Source organism: Candidatus Solirubrobacter pratensis, assembly GCF_000425945.1.
Taxonomy (GTDB): Bacteria; Actinomycetota; Thermoleophilia; order Solirubrobacterales; family Solirubrobacteraceae; genus Solirubrobacter; species Solirubrobacter pratensis.
Genome location: NZ_AUEK01000010.1, coordinates 71,767 through 87,183, shown reverse-complemented (window position 1 = coordinate 87,183; position 15,417 = coordinate 71,767). Strand labels below are relative to the sequence as shown.

Below are 15,417 nucleotides of genomic sequence, written 5' to 3'. Positions count from 1 at the left end.
TCGCCCGCCGATCAACCCGGGCGCGGCTAGGCGGCCAGCGCCGTCGGGGCGAGAGCGCGGCGCAGCCGGTCGCGCTCACCCGCTTCACCGGAGCAATGGCGCACGCTTCCTGCGGCTGACTGTCGGCCGGCGGCGCCGGCTTCGGGCCGCCGGGTTCTCCGCGCGGCGGCTTCTCGGGATCGGCGAACTGCGCTGGTAAGGGGATGGGTCAGTGTGCCTGGGCGGTTCGCGAGGCCGCGTGATCGGTTCGGGCGGGCGTGGCGAGGGTGTGCGGCCCCCAACGAACACGACGCGCCTCGCCGTGTTGATCGACTCGGAGAGGTGAAGGAGGTGCCCGGCCCGGGCGCGCTGAGCCAGCTGTGGGGGTGCGGCTCAAGCCGGCGGGCCTCGAGACGGCGGGGCCTCGCTAGCGACGGCCGACTTGGAGGAAGTGGCGACTCCGTCGAGAAGCGAGACGTTCACGCGCCGCCGAGAAGCCGGCCTGGTCCGCGCTTGGCAGACTCTCGCCCTGCGGTTGCCCCCACGTCTCGCCCCGCATCACCGGCCGTTAAACGCGGAAAGCCCACCCGTGGGTGGACTCTCGGCCATCAGAAGATCAGGCGGCTTTCGCTGGCAAGGGGACGTTCATGAGAAGGTCTCGCCCTCTGGTTGCCTTCGCTGTCTGACACAAGCAGCGTAGCGCGTGCGCCCGGCGTTCGTAGGATGCACCGCCGTGGGAGATCACCTCATCGTCCTTCACTCCGCGGCGCGGGCCTGCCCCGGCTACGACCGCCACGAGGCCCCGTCGATGCTGATGCACGGGTCGTCGGTGGCGCGCGACACCGAGCATGGCCGCGCGGTCACCGCGCAGCTGACCCGCCGCCACGGGACCCTCGAGGAAGCGATCGACGCGGGGATCTTCGGGCTCAGCGCCGCCGAGGTGAACCGGGGCGTCCGGCGCCAGGCGCGCGCTGCGTGCGAGGACTACTTCTACAACCGGCTGGGGTTGACGCCGGGCTACGTGCTGCGACGGCCGACAGCGATCGGCGACGGGCTCGAGCTGTTGCCCGAGCCGATGTACCGGGTACTGGAGGACATCGTCGAGCTCGTCGTGGACGGCGACTACGAGGAGCTGCGCGAGGTGTCCCGCAACCGGCTCGAGGTCGAGGACCTGCGCCGCCGCGTCGAGGACGACTGCCCGGAGGCGCTCGTGCTGCCGCCGCGCGAGGTGTATCGGGTCGAGGCGATCACCAAGGCCGACGATCCGGGCGACGAGGGCTGGACCTACTTCCTCGACCTGTGGACCGAGAACGGCCCGGCGCGGCTGCACATCGAGGGCGGGCTCGAGGAGACGGGTGGGCGCTTCGAGGCGACGCTCGACGACGTCCTGCCGTGAGGCCCCGCATCCGGAGGCGCTGGGGGGTTGGTCGCATGGGCAGCCGCAGACGCCGTCCGGCGTACAGCCGAGTCCGGCCGCACGGAACGACCGGCTTGCATCCGAGCTGTGGACGCGCTCGCAGGCGCTCGTCGCGGCCGTCGCACTCCGCTGGTCGTTGGACGGCGAGCACCACGCGACGACCAGCGGCGCGACGCGATCCCCACTAGCGCGACGTTCCGTCATGCTGAGCAGATGCTGTTGATCGGCACCGCCGACGCCGTCGTCACCGCCGTCTCGCTCGTGGTGATCGTCGTCTGCCTCTGCGTGATCGCATGGGCGCGCACGCATCCCCACCCGCGGCGCGCCCGCGAGGAAGCGCTCGAGGACTACGCACGCCGTGTCGCACAGGACGCCGCGGAGCGCGAGATCCGGCCATGACCGAGCCGCGCGCGATCGACTTCTCGACGGCGGAGCCGGCGGCGCACGACCCGGGCGTGCTCGATCGTGAGGTCGACGTCGCCGGAACGCGCTGGGCCGTGGTCGAGTACTCGCCCGGGTCGGGACGGGTCGAATGGTGCGACACCCCCCACGCCGGGTTCGTGGTGAGCGGCACGCTCACCTACAGCTTCGAAGACGGGCGGGAACCGCTCGTGCTCGCGGCGGGCGACGCCTTCGCGCTCCCCGAGACGCCCCGCCACCGCGGGCGCAACGAGGGCGCAGAGCCCGCGCGGCTGTTCCTCATCGACGCCTTGCCAGCCGGCTGAAACGCCCCTCGGCGCGAGGGCCGTCGGTGCGTCGCGCCGGCGGGACGTGGGGCTGCCGGCCGGCGGACAGAGCGATCTCCGCGGCCTGGGCGCGGGCGACGGCGGGATGGATTGAGTGGATCATCAGGGGCCTCCGTGCGGTCGGGCGGGTCGAGTCGAACACTAAGTCCGCGCGGCCGCTCGCCTCATCACCCCGGAGAGTGGAGTGAGTCACCCCGCCGGCGGATCAGCCGGCGTAGGTCGCCTTCAGCGTGTACCTGCCGGTGGCCTTGACCGTGATCCGCAGGGTCTCCGTGCCCTTGTCGCGGCAGGCGATCGAGTAGTGGATGCGCTTGCGCCCGACGGCGCGCTCCGCGAGCTGGGAGCCCGACTTGACGACGATCTGCGCCGGCGTGCGCGAGGCCTGCAGCGTGAAGGCGCCGTCGAGCGTGACCGGCAGCCTGAACGTCTTCGTGCCGCTCCCGCTGAGCGTCGTGCTGGTGCGCCGCGTCCAGGGCTGGAACACGTCTGCCGCGGCCGCGAGGTAGGCCCCCTTGTCCGGTGCGAGCACCGGGGCGAGCCGCCACGCCTGCTCGGGGAAGACCAGCCGCGCGTAGGTCTCCGCCCACGCCTCGCCGGGGTTGTAGGCGTAGTTCTGCCCCTCGTCGCCGGGCATGACCTTGTTGTCGTCGGCCTTGTCGCACACGAGCTCGTACGAGGACCACCGCTTGGGGCCGAAGTCGAGCGCCGACAGCGGCGCGTTGGAGCGATGGCGCGCGATGTGGTGCCCGTACTCGTGCGCGATCACGTAGTCGACCGAGACCGTCGAGTCCGGCGGCGGATCGCCGGGGATGATCATCGTCTGGTCGTCGCCCGAGTAACAGGCCAGGATGCCGTCGCCGTCCTGGCCGCCGCAGTCGCCGTTGATCTCCGCCGCCGGCACGACGGCGAGCTTGAGGCTGTCGATCTCCGACCCGTGCGGGAGCGTGCCGATGAACGCCGCGTACGTGCCCGCGACGTTGGGATCGCCCTTGAAGCTGCTCGCGACGGTGACGGGGATCGTCGTCTCGGCCGCCGGCCAGCGCTTGGTCACGCCCTGGATCTGCGCCGCGCGGGCGGTCGGCCCGGCCCTGGAGATCACGCGATCGCGGAAGGCGGCCGCTTCGGCGGCCCCAGGGAAGGAAAGGGCCGCCGAAGCGCCGATGATCACGACGCGGAGGGAAGTCTGCATCGCGGCCCCAACGTAGCCGCGACCATCGCAAGGCACGTTCAGCAGCGGCTAAGAGCCGCCTAAGATCCGCCCGATGGTGCCACGGATGCTCGCGCTGCTCGGGTTCGCGAACGCCGTGGCCGTGGTGGCGCTGTGGCTGCACGGCGGTGGGCTGCACGATGAGCCGCTGACGAGCCTGGGCCGGCTCACCGGCCTGCTCGGCGCCTACCTCTCGCTCGTCGAGCTGCTGGTGCTGGCGCGCGGGCCGCGGACGTCCGCGTGGCATCGCTGGGCGGGCCACGCGGTCCTGTGGCTGCTGATCGCCCACACCGTGCTGATCACCACCGGCTACGCCAGGTCCGACGACAGCGGGCTCCTCGCGCAGGCGCGGCGGCTGATCGAGGAGTTCCCGGGCGTGATCACGGCGACGGCGGGGCTGGCGATCCTGATCGGGGTCGTGATCGCCTCCGCGCTGCGGCGCCGGCTGCGCTACGAGACGTGGTACTTCATCCACCTGTACACCTACCTGGCGATCGTGCTCGCGTTCAGCCACCAGCTCGCGACCGGCACCGAGTTCGTGGGCGACTCCGTGGCCCGGACGTACTGGTACGCGCTCTACGGGGTGACGCTCGCCGCGATCGTCTGGCGCTACGCGCGGGCGCGTCCGCTGCGCGTCGAGCGCGTGGTCGACGCCGGACCGGGCGTGGTCAACATCGAGCTGGCGGGGCGGCTGCGCGCGCGCCCCGGCCAGTTCTTCCGCTGGCGCTTCCTCACCCGCGGGCGCTGGTTCGAGGCGCATCCGTTCTCGCTGTCGGCGACGCCGGACGGGCACGGTGCGCGCATCACCGTCAAGGGCGTGGGCGACCACAGCCGCGGCCTGCGCGACCTGCGCCCCGGCACGCGCGTGCTCGCCGACGGGCCGTTCGGCGGGTTCACGAGGGCGGCACGGCGCCGCCCGAGGGCGGCGCTGATCGCCGGCGGCGCCGGCATCACGCCGATCCGCGCGCTGCTGGAGGAGATGCCGGGCGACCTGGTCGTCGTCTACCGCGCGCCGCGCGCCGAGGACGTGATCCTGCGCGACGAGCTCGACGCGCTGGCTGCCGCGCGCGGCTTCTCCGTCCACTATGTCGTCGGCGGCGACCGCGACGGGCTGCTCGCGCTCGTCCCCGACATCGCCGAGCGCGACGTCTACGTCTGCGGCCCGCCGGAGATGGTCGACGCGATGCGCGCGCGCCTGCGTGCGGCGGGCGTGCGGCGGATCGTCACGGAGCGGTTCGCGCTCTGATGCGCCGCGCGATCGCCGCGCTGGTCGTGACCGCCGCCGCCGTGATCTGGCTGGCGCGCTACGAGACGCACCCGCCGGCGCCGCCGAAGCGCCCGGCCGCGAAGGCACCGGGCGACGTCGTCGCCGGCCCGATCTTCACGACGCCCTTCTCGGCGATCCAGGTCGGCGTCGTGATGAGGCACGGCAGGCTCGCCGACGTCCGCACGCTGATCCTGACCGGCGCTGGCGCGCACACGCAGGCGCTCAACGCCCGCGCGGAGCCGATCCTGCGCCGGCGGGCGCTCGCCGCGGGCAGCGCCAGGTTCGACGTGGTCTCCGGCGCGACCTACACGAGCGAGAGCTACAAGGACTCGCTTCAGGCGGCGATCGACAAGGCGCGCGCCGCTCAATAGAACGTCGTGCGCGTGACGTGCGGCCGGCCGGGCAGCTCGAGCCCGCGGTTCCAGAGCCAGTTGTCGAGCAGCGCCGGTGCGACCTCCAGCCGCCGCGCGATCAGCTCGCACGCGTGCACGCCGCACGCGCGGATCTCCTGCTCGTAGCGGCTGCCGGCCGGCAGCTCGACGCCCTCGTCGACGAGCGCGGCGAGCTCGTCCGAGTAGCGCAGGACGCCCTCCGAGCGCAGGACGTGCGGGACGAGGTTGTCCGCGAAGACCGTCAGCCGGCCGATGTCGGGAAAGCTGACGACGCCGGCGAGGTGCAGGTCGTGGGCCGCGATCTGGGCGCGCTTGTAGAAGCCGCGGTCGGCGAGGAACGGCATCGCGGCGAGATCCTCCGCGAGCGCCTCCGCGGAGTCGCCGAGGCGCGACATCACGCTGCGCTCGCCCAGCCAGAACCCGAGCTGGACCAGCCCCTCGGCGTACAGGCGCGTGAGCTCGTACGCCGGGTCGAGCCCGAGCGCCGCGCCGACGTCCGCCGGAGTCAGCGCGCGCAGCTCGAACGCACTCCAAGGAGCGCCGCGGGCGCGCGTGTGCGCGGTCAGCCGCTCGGTCAGCGCGTTGGTGTCGGTGCCGAGCGCGGCGAACCAGCCGGAGCCGAAGTTGATCGCGTCGAGGATCAGCACGTAGCGCGCCACGTCCTCCGGCTCGCCTTCGAGGAAGTGCAGCGCGGCGTCGAGCCCGCTGACGCCCCCGGCGGCGACCTCGACGGACGGGTCGATCGTCACGTCGCGGGCCGACCCGGCCACGGCCGCGCAATGGCGACGCACGCTTTCGCACAAGCCCGGCACGGCGGACAGGCTACGGTGCTGCCCGCATGCGTCTGGTCGTCGTCGCCATCCTCGCGCTCCTCGCGGCCGCCTGCGGCTCGGACTCCGCCTCCCCGGGCGCGCAGCCGGTCACGATCGCGCTCGACTTCACTCCCAATCCCGTCCACGCCCCGATCTACGAGGCGGCGAAGGCGCCGTCGCACGGCATCAGCCTCCGGATCCGCAAGCCGGGCTCCGGGCCGGATTCGCTCAAGCTCGTCGCGAGCGGGAAGGTGGATCTCGGCGTCGCCGACATCCACGACCTCGCGATCGCGCGCCAGCAGGGTGTCGACGTCGTCGGCGTCGCGGCGCTGGTCGGCAAGCCGCTGGCCGCGCTCGTCGCGCAGCCGGGCATCTCCCGCCCGCGGGCGCTCGCGGGCAAGACGGTCGGCGTCTCCGGCCTGCCGTCGGATCCGGCGTTCCTGAAGGCGATCGTCGAGCACGACGGCGGGGACGTCTCCAAGATCAGGCAGGTCACGATCGGCTTCGCCGCCGTCAGCCGGCTGCTGACCAAGCGCGTCGACGCGGTGCCCGCGTTCTGGAACGCCGAGGGCGTCGCGCTCAAGCGCTCGGGCCTGGACGTGAAGGAGTTCCGCGTCGAGGACTACGGCGCGCCGCCGTATCCCGAGGTGGTGCTGATCACCTCGGGCGCGACGCTGAAGAAGCACCGCGATCGCATCAAGGGCGCGCTCGCGGCGATCGCCGGCGGGCTCGACGCCACGCGCCGCGACCCGGGCGGAGCAGTCTCGATGATCGCCCGTGCCGCCGAGACCAAGGACACCGCGCTCGTGCGCGCCCAGCTCGACGCGGTGCTGCCCGTGTTCGCGCCGGGCCTCGAGCTCGACCGGGGCGTGCTCGACCGCTGGGCGGACTTCGACGCCGGCATCGGGCTCGTGAAGCAGCGGCCCGACGTCGCGAAGAGCTTCGACTTCACCCTGCGCTGAGCGTGCGGGGCGCCCGGGTGCTGTCACCCACCCGGGCTGCCTCCGTTCAATATGGGGGCCTAACGGCCGCCAGGCTGTAGAGCCAGGTTCAAGCGGTTATCCCGCCGCAAGTGGACGATGTCCTTAGACTGTCCGGCGGATCGCTCGTGTCGATGCGCACAGGATTGCGCGAATGCGCGAATCCCGCAACCGCGGATGTCAGCACACCCCGCAATGGGCGTCATTCCGACAGCGGCAGCTGCGCGCGCACGACGCTCCCGCTGCCCGGGCTCGACTCGACCGCGAGCCTTCCCCCGAGCGCCTCGACGCGATCTGCGAGCCCGCGCAAGCCCGACCCGCCCGCGGGATCGGCGCCGCCGTGGCCGTTGTCGGCGATCTCCACGATCACCTCGCCGCTCGTGCATGCCATCTGCACATGCACCTCGGTTGCCTCCGCGTGCTTGACGGTGTTGGTGAGGCTCTCGGCGACGACGAAGTAGACGGCGGCCTCGAGCGCCATGGCCAGCCGCTCCTGTGGCACGCCCTCGACGATCACCGGCAGCGGCGAGCGCGACGCGAGCGTCTCCAGCGCGGGCGCGAGGCCGCGGTCCGCGAGGACCGCGGGATGCAGGCCGCGGGCGAGCTCGCGCAGCTCGCCGAGTGCCTGCTCGAGCTCCTCCGACGCGGCGCTCAGCAGCGTGCGCGCCAGCTCCGGGTCCTCGACGCGCTTCTGCAGCACGCGCAGCTGGACCGCCAGCGCGACGAGCCGCTGCTGCGCGCCGTCGTGCAGGTTGCGCTCCAGGCGGCGCCGCTCCGCGATCCCGGCCTCGAGGATGCGGACGCGCGAGGCGTTGAGCTGCGTGCGCGTCTCGGCGCTCTCCAGCGCGAGCGCGAGCAGCTCGGTGAAGCCCGCAAGGCGGCGCTCGGCGTCCTGGCCGAGCGAGCCCGTCGAGGACGCGACGAGCACGAGGCCCCACGTCCGCCCACCCGCCACGACCGGCGCCGCGACCGCGCTGCGGTAGCCGTTCTGGCGCATCAGCTCGGCGGCGTGCCCCTTGACGCCGGCGTAGTCGTCGATCCGCGCCGGCTCGCCCGTGCGCGCGACGATCGCCGTCAGCCCCTCGCTGTCGGCCAGCGGGACGGCGGTCCCGACGGCGAAGCCGCGCGTCTCGCCCTCGCTCCATCGCCCCACCGTCCACGCGAGGTCGCCGTCGTAGCGGATCGTCGCGGCCGACTTGCCGCCGAGCAGGCGCCCGACCTCCTCCGCGACGGCGGTGAAGATCTCCTCCGGCTCTGAGCCCGCGGCGACCAGCACGGCGACGCGCCGCAACGCCGACTGCTCGTCGGCCAGCGCCGCGAGCGCCTCGTGGGCTCCGGCGTCGAGCACCATGCCGATGTAGGCGTCGTCGAGCCGGAAGAGCGTGCCCGAGACCGGCATCCGCGCGCGGCCGAGCCGCACGCGGCGGGGCGCGGAGGACCCCGCCACCATCTCCTTGAGCGCCGGCGCCAGGTCGCGCTGGTCGTCGTCGACGACGCTGCCGGCCTGCAGGCCGGTCGCCATCGTGAACGCCGTGTTCGCATAGACCGTCCGCAGGGCGGCGTCGAAGCAGCCCACGGCGGCCGGCGTGGCGTCCAGCAGGCCGCGCAGCGCGGTGGGCGGAAGCGGCCCCGGCACCGTCCTCGTACGCCTCGAGGTGGCGGACATGAGACATAGACGCTATCGGGGGCGATCGCCCGTCGCCCCTGTCGCGTCCTTGCGGAGGAGATCGTGTGCCCCCGACGCCGATACAGGGGCACACGCCGATACGAATCTCTCCGGCGAAGCCCCCTCGGTCAAGAAAGACTATTCAGCGGTGTAGGCGCCCCTATACGACTACAGGTCCACGACCACGAGCCGCGGGCGGCGCTCGCGCAGCGCATCGCTGAGCACGCGCCGGTGGCAGACCGAGGCGTCGGCCTCCAGGCACAGGAGCGCGGTCGGGGGCCCGTGGTCGAGCTCGGCGGCGAGCCTGTCGAGCTGGTCGCCCGCCGTCGCCTCCACGTGCGTGCGGAACGCGGGAGCGGCCTCGGCGACCTTGCCCTGGTGGAAGAGCACCCGCAGGTCGGGCGGCGTCCCGAGCGGCTTGCGGTGCTCGTACGCGATCCCGTATGCGCCGAGCAGCTCGCCGAGCCGCGTCTTGGACATCCCCGGCCGGCGCGATTGCGGCCGGAAGCGCACGTCCAGCACCCGCCGTACGCCGGCGGCCTCGAGCTCTGCCACGAGCTCGGCCGGGAGCAGCCGCTCGTACCCGATCGTCCACAGCTTCGGCATCCCCTCTGACAGTACGCTTGCAGGCCTCGAGGCGCCCCGGCGCTAGCGTCACCCGGCCGTTGCCTCGCCGCCTGGTCCCCATCCTGCTGCTCGCCGTCGCGCTGTCGGCCCGTCCCGCCCACGCGCAGAGCGAGGGCACGCTGCGCAACCGCATCGGCGCCGGCAAGGCGCAGGAGCGCTCGCTGGCGTCCGCCGCCGCCAGGCTCGGGAGGCTCGAGCGCGAGACCGCGCGCGAGGTCACGCTGCTCGAAGGCCGGCTCGCCGCCGCCCAGGCCGCGACGACCGCCGCCGAGACGCGCCTGGCCACCACGCAGGCGCAGCTCGACGCCGCCCGCAGGCGCGTGGCGCGGCTGCGGCAGCGGCTCGCCCAGGTGCGCGAGAAGCTCGCCGGCCTGCTGCGCGAGCGCTACATGGGCGACCACCCCGACGTCTTCACGGTCGTCCTGCACAGCGACGGCTTCCCGCAGCTGCTCGAGACGCTCGCGTTCGTGCGCCGCGTCGAGCGCGCGGACACCAACGTGCTCGACATCGTGCGCGCCGCGCGCGCCGAGGCGGGCCGCGAGCAGGTCCAGCTGGCCGCGCTGGAGGTGCGCCGGCAGAAGGCCGCCGCCGCAGTGCGCGCGCGCCGCGACGCGCTCGCGACGATGACCGCCGGCCTGCAGGCCCGCCGCCAGACGCTCGCCCGCGCCAAGGCCGCCCGGCTCGCCGCGCTCTCGCACGTGCGCTCGCGCCGGCGCTCGGCCGAGAAGGAGCTGAGCCGGCTGCTCGCCGCCCGGGCCCGCGCCGCGAGCGTGGCCGGTCCCGGCGGCCCGTGGGCGATCCCGTGGCCGATCGTGCAGTGCGAGTCGGGCGGGCAGAACCTGCCGCCCAACTACGCGACCGCCTCCGGCTACTACCAGATGCTCGACTCGACCTGGAAGGGCCTGGGCGGCTCGACCGCGCACGCCTACCAGGCATCCAAGGCCGAGCAGGACCGGCTCGCCGGGCGCCTCTGGAACGGCGGCGCGGGCGCGCGCAACTGGGTCTGCGCGAGCCTCGTCGGCGAGCTCTAGCCCGTCAGAGCGGGATCGTCGCGCGGACGCGGGTGCCGGCGCCCGGCGGACTGTCGAGCGAGAGCCGGCCGCCGAGCACGTCCAGCCGGTCGGCCAGCCCGCGCAGGCCGGTGCCGGCGGTGAGGTCGGCACCGCCGATGCCGTCGTCGGCGACCTCGATCTCGAGCGCCTCGGCGGAGCGCTGCACGCGCACCGCCATGCCGCGCGCCGACGCGTGGCGGACGGCGTTGGCGAGGCACTCCGCGACGAGGAAGTACGCGGCGGTGGCGACGGGCTCGCGCAGCTCCTCGTCGCTCACCTCGAGCTCGACCGGGACGGTCGCGGCCGCCGTCAGCGAGGCGAGCGCCTCCGGCAGCCCGCGCTCGGCGAGCGCGACGGGGTGCAGCCCGCGCGCGAGCTCGCGCAGCTCGGCGTGCGCCAGCTGGAGCTCCTCGGCGGCGGTGTCGAGCAGTTCGCGCCCCGGCCCGTCGACCTGCTTGCGCGCGACGCGGAGGAGGTTCGAGACGGCGAGCAGCCGCTGCTGCGCGCCGTCGTGCAGATCCCGCCCGACGCGGCGGCGCTCGGCGTCGGCGGCGGCCACCACGCGCGCCCGCGAGGCCTCCAGCTCGGCCGCCTGCGCGCGGCGCTCGAGCTCGGCCGCGGCGCGCGCGGCGAAGATGCGCAGCGCGGCCAGGTCGTCGTCCTCGGCCTCCATCCGGCGCGAGTCGAGCACCGCGAGGTGGCCGAGATGGCGCCCGTCCGACGCGCGCAGGCAGACCGCCAGATAGCTCTCCAGCCCGAGGTCGGCGGCGGCGACGTCCTCGGGGAACGCGGCCGTCAGCGCCTCCGGGATCGCCACCACCGGGTACTCGGTGATCAGCGCGCACGGCTGGCCCTCGGTGTCGTAGCCGAAGGGGCCGATGAACTCGCCGTCGAAGTAGCCCGCCACGACCGTCACGTGCGCGTCGTGGGCCTCGCCGACGAAGACGAGCTTGGAGCCGAACGCCTCCGCGACGCTGCGGACGAGCGAGCGCAGGAACTCCTCGCCCACGGCGCCGGCCGTCCCCTCCGCGACGGCGCGCAGGAGATCGGGACCACGGAGGCGGGTGGCGCTCACCCGATCGATGCTACTTACGCCGGGATGCGGGCGGCTACCGTGGACGCCGATGGCGGCCGCCTCGCTCAGCGAAGCGCCCGATTGGGCGCAGGCACTGCTGGTGGAGCGGCCGGTCGGGCACCTGGGACTGCTCGACGAGTCCGGCCGCCCGCGCGTGCAGCCCGTCACGTTCGCGCGCATCGGCGAGGCGCTGTGGAGCGCGGTCGACGACAAGCCCAAGCGCCGCACGGGCGAGCAGCTCGCGCGCGTGCGGCGGCTGCGCGCGTGCCCGGCGTGCGCGCTGACCGTCGACCGCTACGACGACGACTGGACGCGGCTGGCGTGGATCCAGGTCGTCGCGAACGCTGCCGTGCTCGAGCTGCGCGATGACGTCGTCGCCGCCCTCGCGGCCCGCTATCCCGCCTACCAGGAGCGGCCGCCGCGCGGTCCGCTGCTGCGCCTGGATCCCGTGCACGTGCTCTGGTGGAGCGGTTAGTCTCGCTCTCATGTTCAAGCTCGCCCTGGCGCTGGTGCTCGCCACCGGCCTCGCCGTGCCCGCGTTCGCCCAGGACCAGGAGGGCCGCTGCGGCCCGCCGAAGGCCGGCGAGCAGTGCGGCGAGGGCAACGGGCGCCAGACGCCTGGCGGCGCCGGAACCGGCAACGTCTCGCACAAGGGCTGGCCGCCGATCACCGGGATTTTGTGGAAGGTGCTCGACAGCGGCGACCATCAGCGCACCGGGACAGCCGACAACGACGAGCTGCTCGGCCACCACGGCGACGACATCGTGGTCGGGGGCGCCGGCAAGGACGTCCTGTGGGGCGACTGGGAGCTCGACGGCAACACGAGCAACCAGACCGACGTCCTGCGCGGAGGCGACGGCAACGACTTCCTCTATCCCAGCCACGGCAAGAACAACCTCTACGGCGGGACGGGGAACGACCGCATCATCGCCTACTACGGCCACGGGCTGATCGACTGCGGGCCCGGCGACCACGACTACGCGCAGACGCGCTGGCAGAGCAGCGCCTACACGGTCCGCAACTGCGAGCGCGTGCGGCACTTCTGCGCGTTCGGCTCCAAGCCCGACGGCGACTGCAAGAAGCCGGGCGAGAAGGCGTCGCTACGCAGCCGGCGGGCCCGCCGCGGATGACCACTCGGCCTTATGGACCTTCTTGAGCGCCTGATACTCGCGCAGCGCGTCGCGCGAGTCGACGTTTCCGAGGGTCGGGTGCCACGGGACGAGCGGCCCGGCATGCTCGACGCCGAACCGCTTGGCCAGCACCGCGCCGAGCGACTTGATCTTCATCTCGCCGAAGCCGGGCAACCCCGCGATGTTCGCGCGCAACTCCTCCGGCGTGCTCGCGTCGGTCCACACCCGCTCGGCGTCGCCGTCGTAGTTGTCGACGATGTACTGGGCGAGCTCCTTCACGCGCGCCGCCATCGCGCCCGGGAAGCGGTGGATCGCCGGCACCTGGCGGAACAGCGGCTCGAGGTCGGCCGCGGCGACCGCGGCGGGATCGAGCGTGCCGAGGCGCTCCTTGAGCACCAGCGGGCCGGCGAACGCCTTCATCACCGTCACCTGCTGGTCGAGCGCGAAGCCGACCAGAAGCGCGAAGGGGTCGGTCGCGATCAGCGCGTTGGCGGCGTCGTCGTCGGTGAAGTGCAGTCGGTCTGGCGGCGTCACGTGCGGGAGACTACGCCGCCTCGCCGAGCGCCGACCAGGACTGGTCGAGCGCCTGCACCAGGACGTCGGCGGGCTGCGCGCCCGAGACGCCGTAGCGGCGGCCGAGCACGAAGAACGGGACGCCGTTGATGCCGATGCGGCGGGCGAGCTCCTCGTCCTCGCGGACCGCGTCGGCGTACCGGTCGGACTCGACCACGGCGCGCGCTTCGGCCTCCGGAAGCCCCGCCTCGACAGCCAGCCTCACGAGCGTCTCCGGATCGCCGATGCGCGCGCCCTCCGTGAAGTAGCCGCGCATCAGGCGCTCCTTGACGGCGTCCTGGATCCCGCGCTCCCTGCCGAGCTGGATCAGCCGGTGGGCGTCGAACGAGTTCCCGCCGCGCGTCAGCTCCATGTGGTACTCGAGCCCTTCCTCGGCGGCGAGCGCGGCGATCTGCGCCTGCCGGGCCGCGGCCTCCTCGACGCTCATGCCGTACTTGGACGCCAGCCGCTCGGCGGGCGCCCCCTCGGGGTCGCGCTCGGCCGCCGGGTCGAGCTCGAACGAGCGCCACGTGAGGGTGACGTCGCCGCGGTGCTCGAAGCGCTCCAGCGCCGTTTCCATGCGTCGCTTCCCGATGTAGCACCAGGGGCACACGACGTCGGACCAGATCTCGATCATGAACGCCATCGAAATTCAGCATAAGGCGTTGATCCAACCGGCCTGAGCGTGCGTACGATCGGGCATCGCCCTGCTCGTCCTCTTCGCGTTCGTGGCCGGCGCCGGCACCGCCGTGAGCCCCTGCGTGCTGCCCGTCCTCCCGGCGCTGCTGAGCGCGGGCGCGACCGGTGGGCGGCGGCGTCCGCTGGGCATCGTGCTGGGGCTCGCCGTCACCTTCACGGGGACGATCGTCGGGCTCGCGACGGTCGTCGACGGCGTCGGGTTGGGGGACTCTGCCACGCGCGACGTCGCGATCGCGGTCCTGCTGGCGTTCGGCCTGCTGATCGCGATGCCCGCCGTGGCCGCGCGGCTCGAGGCGCCGCTCTCGCGCTTGGCGCGGTTCGGGCCGCGCACGGTCGGCCGCGGCTTCTGGTCGGGGATCGCCGTCGGCGCCGCGCTGGGCTTCGTCTACGCGCCGTGCGCCGGGCCGATCCTCGCCGCCGTGGTGTCGGTCGGCGCGGCCTCCGGGCGCACGCTGCCGGTCGGCCTGGCCTACGCCGCGGGCAGCGCCGTCGTCCTGCTCGTGCTGGCCCTCGCGGGCCGGGCGGTCCTGGCCCGCGTGCCGCGCGGGCCGTCGCTGCAGCGCGTGCTCGGCGGGGTGATGGTGCTCACCGCGGTGGCGATGGCGCTCCAGCTCGACGTGCGCTTCCAATCGGCGATCGCGAACCACCTCCCGGCGGCGGTCGTGAACCCGACGAAGTCGCTGGAGGACTCCGGCGCGGTCGCGAGCCGGCTGACGGAGCTGCGGCCGGAGTCGCGCTTCGCCCACGCCGCGCGCGTGAAGTCCTCGGGGCTGCCCGACTACGGGCCGGCGCCGGAGTTCGCGGGCATCACGCATTGGCTCAACAGCCGTCCCCTGAAGCTGGCCTCGCTGCGCGGCCGCGTCGTCCTGATCGACTTCTGGACCTACACGTGCATCAACTGCATCCGCACGCTCCCGCACCTCACGGCGCTGGACCGGGCCTACCGCGGCGACGGGTTGACGATCGTCGGCGTGCACTCGCCGGAGTTCTCGTTCGAGAAGGAGACGCCCAACGTCGAGCGCGCGATCGCGCAGGACGGCATCCGCTACCCGGTCGCCCAGGACAACGACATGGGCACCTGGGACGCGTGGAGCAACCAGTACTGGCCGGCCGAGTACCTGATCGACGCACGCGGGCACGTTCGCTATGCCGGCTTCGGCGAGGGCGACTACGACAAGACGGAGGCGGCGATCCGGTCGCTCCTGCAGGAGGCGGGCGCCGCGAGGCTCGGTGGCGACGCGAAGCCGGACCGCACCTACGACCCCGCCGCACAGGCGACGCCGGAGACCTACCTCGGGCTGGCCCGCGCCGAGCGCTTCCTGCCCGCGAAGAGCACGGCCGGCACGAAGACCTACACGCCGTACAGCGGGCAGCTGCCGCTCAGCCACTTCTCCTTCGGCGGGACGTGGACGCTCACCGGCGAGGCGGCGACCGCCGGCGCGAACGCGTCCCTGACCGGCCGCGTGGCCGGCAAGGACGTCTACCTCGTGCTCTCGCCGCCGGCGCGGGGCGACGGCACGGTGAAGGTCGCCGTCGACGGCAGGCCCACCACGACGCTCCGCATCACGTCGCAGAAGCTCTACCACCTCTTCTCGGCGCCGAAGCTGGAGACGCACACGATCGCCCTGCGCTTCTCGAGCGGCGTCGCCGGCTACGCGTTCACCTTCGGCTAACGGTCACGAGCAGCCGGATCGGCAGCCACGCCAGCGCGTCGATCGCGCGGCGGTACAGGTCGGGGAAGAACCCGATGCCGGGCGCGATCGAGCCGAAGGAGACGTACACCAACGCGAACTCGCACGTCTCGCGCAGGATCATG

The 15,417-nt window shown here is 73.5% G+C and carries 18 protein-coding genes; 10 read left to right on the top strand and 8 right to left on the bottom strand.

Annotation, left to right across the window (positions count from 1 at the left end):
• The first annotated feature begins 712 nt into the window (after positions 1-712).
• The 3 genes from H958_RS0115910 to H958_RS43460 all read left to right on the top strand — a co-directional run bounded on the left by H958_RS0115910 (position 713) and on the right by H958_RS43460 (position 2,121).
• Entirely contained in the window at positions 713-1,375 is a 663-nt protein-coding gene (locus H958_RS0115910) for a DUF7668 domain-containing protein (protein ID WP_156028021.1), read from the top strand.
• 234 nt (positions 1,376-1,609) lie between these two features.
• On the top strand, positions 1,610-1,795 hold the full coding sequence (locus tag H958_RS47580; RefSeq protein ID WP_028059394.1) for a hypothetical protein: 186 nt from the start codon (positions 1,610-1,612) through the stop codon (positions 1,793-1,795).
• On the top strand, positions 1,792-2,121 hold the full coding sequence (locus H958_RS43460; RefSeq protein WP_051324343.1) for a cupin domain-containing protein: 330 nt from the start codon (positions 1,792-1,794) through the stop codon (positions 2,119-2,121). The genes H958_RS47580 and H958_RS43460 overlap by 4 nt, the downstream gene beginning before the upstream one ends.
• A gap of 226 nt (positions 2,122-2,347) precedes the next feature.
• Here the strand turns inward: H958_RS43460 and H958_RS0115890 are convergent, their stop codons facing one another.
• The gene (locus tag H958_RS0115890) at positions 2,348-3,331 is read right to left on the bottom strand and encodes a hypothetical protein (protein ID WP_028059393.1); all 984 of its coding nucleotides are present in this window, start codon (positions 3,329-3,331) and stop codon (positions 2,348-2,350) included.
• Between the two features lie 73 nt (positions 3,332-3,404).
• Here H958_RS0115890 and H958_RS0115885 point away from each other — a divergent pair, with 73 nt between their 5' ends.
• Together H958_RS0115885 and H958_RS43455 are read left to right on the top strand one after the other, a co-directional pair.
• Positions 3,405-4,595, top strand: coding sequence for a ferredoxin reductase family protein (locus H958_RS0115885; RefSeq protein WP_028059392.1), 1,191 nt, complete (start codon positions 3,405-3,407; stop codon positions 4,593-4,595).
• Positions 4,595-4,987, top strand: a complete 393-nt coding sequence (locus tag H958_RS43455) for an FMN-binding protein (protein WP_051324342.1) — start codon at positions 4,595-4,597, stop codon at positions 4,985-4,987. Before H958_RS0115885 ends, H958_RS43455 begins: the two co-directional genes overlap by 1 nt.
• On the opposite strand, the gene H958_RS37745 is transcribed toward H958_RS43455, so the two are convergent.
• Complete coding sequence (locus H958_RS37745) at positions 4,981-5,778, bottom strand: queuosine salvage family protein (RefSeq protein ID WP_051324341.1); 798 nt, start codon at positions 5,776-5,778, stop codon at positions 4,981-4,983. The two genes, H958_RS43455 and H958_RS37745, sit on opposite strands and share 7 nt — an antisense overlap.
• 68 nt (positions 5,779-5,846) lie before the next feature.
• Here H958_RS37745 and H958_RS0115865 point away from each other — a divergent pair, with 68 nt between their 5' ends.
• Entirely contained in the window at positions 5,847-6,782 is a 936-nt protein-coding gene (locus H958_RS0115865) for an ABC transporter substrate-binding protein (RefSeq protein WP_028059391.1), read from the top strand.
• Between the two features lie 220 nt (positions 6,783-7,002).
• On the opposite strand, the gene H958_RS37740 is transcribed toward H958_RS0115865, so the two are convergent.
• The gene (locus H958_RS37740) at positions 7,003-8,466 is read right to left on the bottom strand and encodes a GAF domain-containing sensor histidine kinase (protein WP_156028020.1); all 1,464 of its coding nucleotides are present in this window, start codon (positions 8,464-8,466) and stop codon (positions 7,003-7,005) included.
• A 168-nt stretch (positions 8,467-8,634) separates the two neighbouring features.
• Positions 8,635-9,072: a DUF488 domain-containing protein gene (locus tag H958_RS0115855; RefSeq protein WP_028059390.1), complete on the bottom strand. Its 438-nt coding sequence runs from the start codon at positions 9,070-9,072 to the stop codon at positions 8,635-8,637.
• Between the two features lie 59 nt (positions 9,073-9,131).
• On the opposite strand from H958_RS0115855, the gene H958_RS0115850 reads away from it, so the two are divergent.
• The gene (locus H958_RS0115850) at positions 9,132-10,124 is read left to right on the top strand and encodes a transglycosylase family protein (protein WP_028059389.1); all 993 of its coding nucleotides are present in this window, start codon (positions 9,132-9,134) and stop codon (positions 10,122-10,124) included.
• Positions 10,125-10,128: 4 nt separating this feature from the next.
• On the opposite strand, the gene H958_RS43450 is transcribed toward H958_RS0115850, so the two are convergent.
• Complete coding sequence (locus tag H958_RS43450; protein ID WP_051324339.1) at positions 10,129-11,220, bottom strand: sensor histidine kinase; 1,092 nt, start codon at positions 11,218-11,220, stop codon at positions 10,129-10,131.
• 49 nt (positions 11,221-11,269) lie between these two features.
• Between H958_RS43450 and H958_RS37730 the strand changes: the two genes are divergently transcribed.
• The gene (locus H958_RS37730; protein ID WP_037410327.1) at positions 11,270-11,695 is read left to right on the top strand and encodes a pyridoxamine 5'-phosphate oxidase family protein; all 426 of its coding nucleotides are present in this window, start codon (positions 11,270-11,272) and stop codon (positions 11,693-11,695) included.
• 10 nt (positions 11,696-11,705) lie between these two features.
• Complete coding sequence (locus tag H958_RS43445) at positions 11,706-12,350, top strand: calcium-binding protein (protein ID WP_051324338.1); 645 nt, start codon at positions 11,706-11,708, stop codon at positions 12,348-12,350.
• On the opposite strand, the gene H958_RS0115830 is transcribed toward H958_RS43445, so the two are convergent.
• Positions 12,321-12,884: an HhH-GPD-type base excision DNA repair protein gene (locus tag H958_RS0115830; protein WP_028059388.1), complete on the bottom strand. Its 564-nt coding sequence runs from the start codon at positions 12,882-12,884 to the stop codon at positions 12,321-12,323. The genes H958_RS43445 and H958_RS0115830 overlap by 30 nt on opposite strands.
• A gap of 10 nt (positions 12,885-12,894) precedes the next feature.
• Positions 12,895-13,548, bottom strand: coding sequence for a DsbA family oxidoreductase (locus H958_RS0115825; RefSeq protein WP_028059387.1), 654 nt, complete (start codon positions 13,546-13,548; stop codon positions 12,895-12,897).
• A gap of 55 nt (positions 13,549-13,603) precedes the next feature.
• Here H958_RS0115825 and H958_RS0115820 point away from each other — a divergent pair, with 55 nt between their 5' ends.
• Positions 13,604-15,274: a cytochrome c biogenesis protein DipZ gene (locus H958_RS0115820; RefSeq protein ID WP_456064417.1), complete on the top strand. Its 1,671-nt coding sequence runs from the start codon at positions 13,604-13,606 to the stop codon at positions 15,272-15,274.
• On the opposite strand, the gene H958_RS47575 is transcribed toward H958_RS0115820, so the two are convergent.
• Positions 15,261-15,416, bottom strand: a complete 156-nt coding sequence (locus tag H958_RS47575; protein ID WP_196807385.1) for a hypothetical protein — start codon at positions 15,414-15,416, stop codon at positions 15,261-15,263. The genes H958_RS0115820 and H958_RS47575 overlap by 14 nt on opposite strands.
• Between the last annotated feature and the right edge of the window lies 1 nt (position 15,417).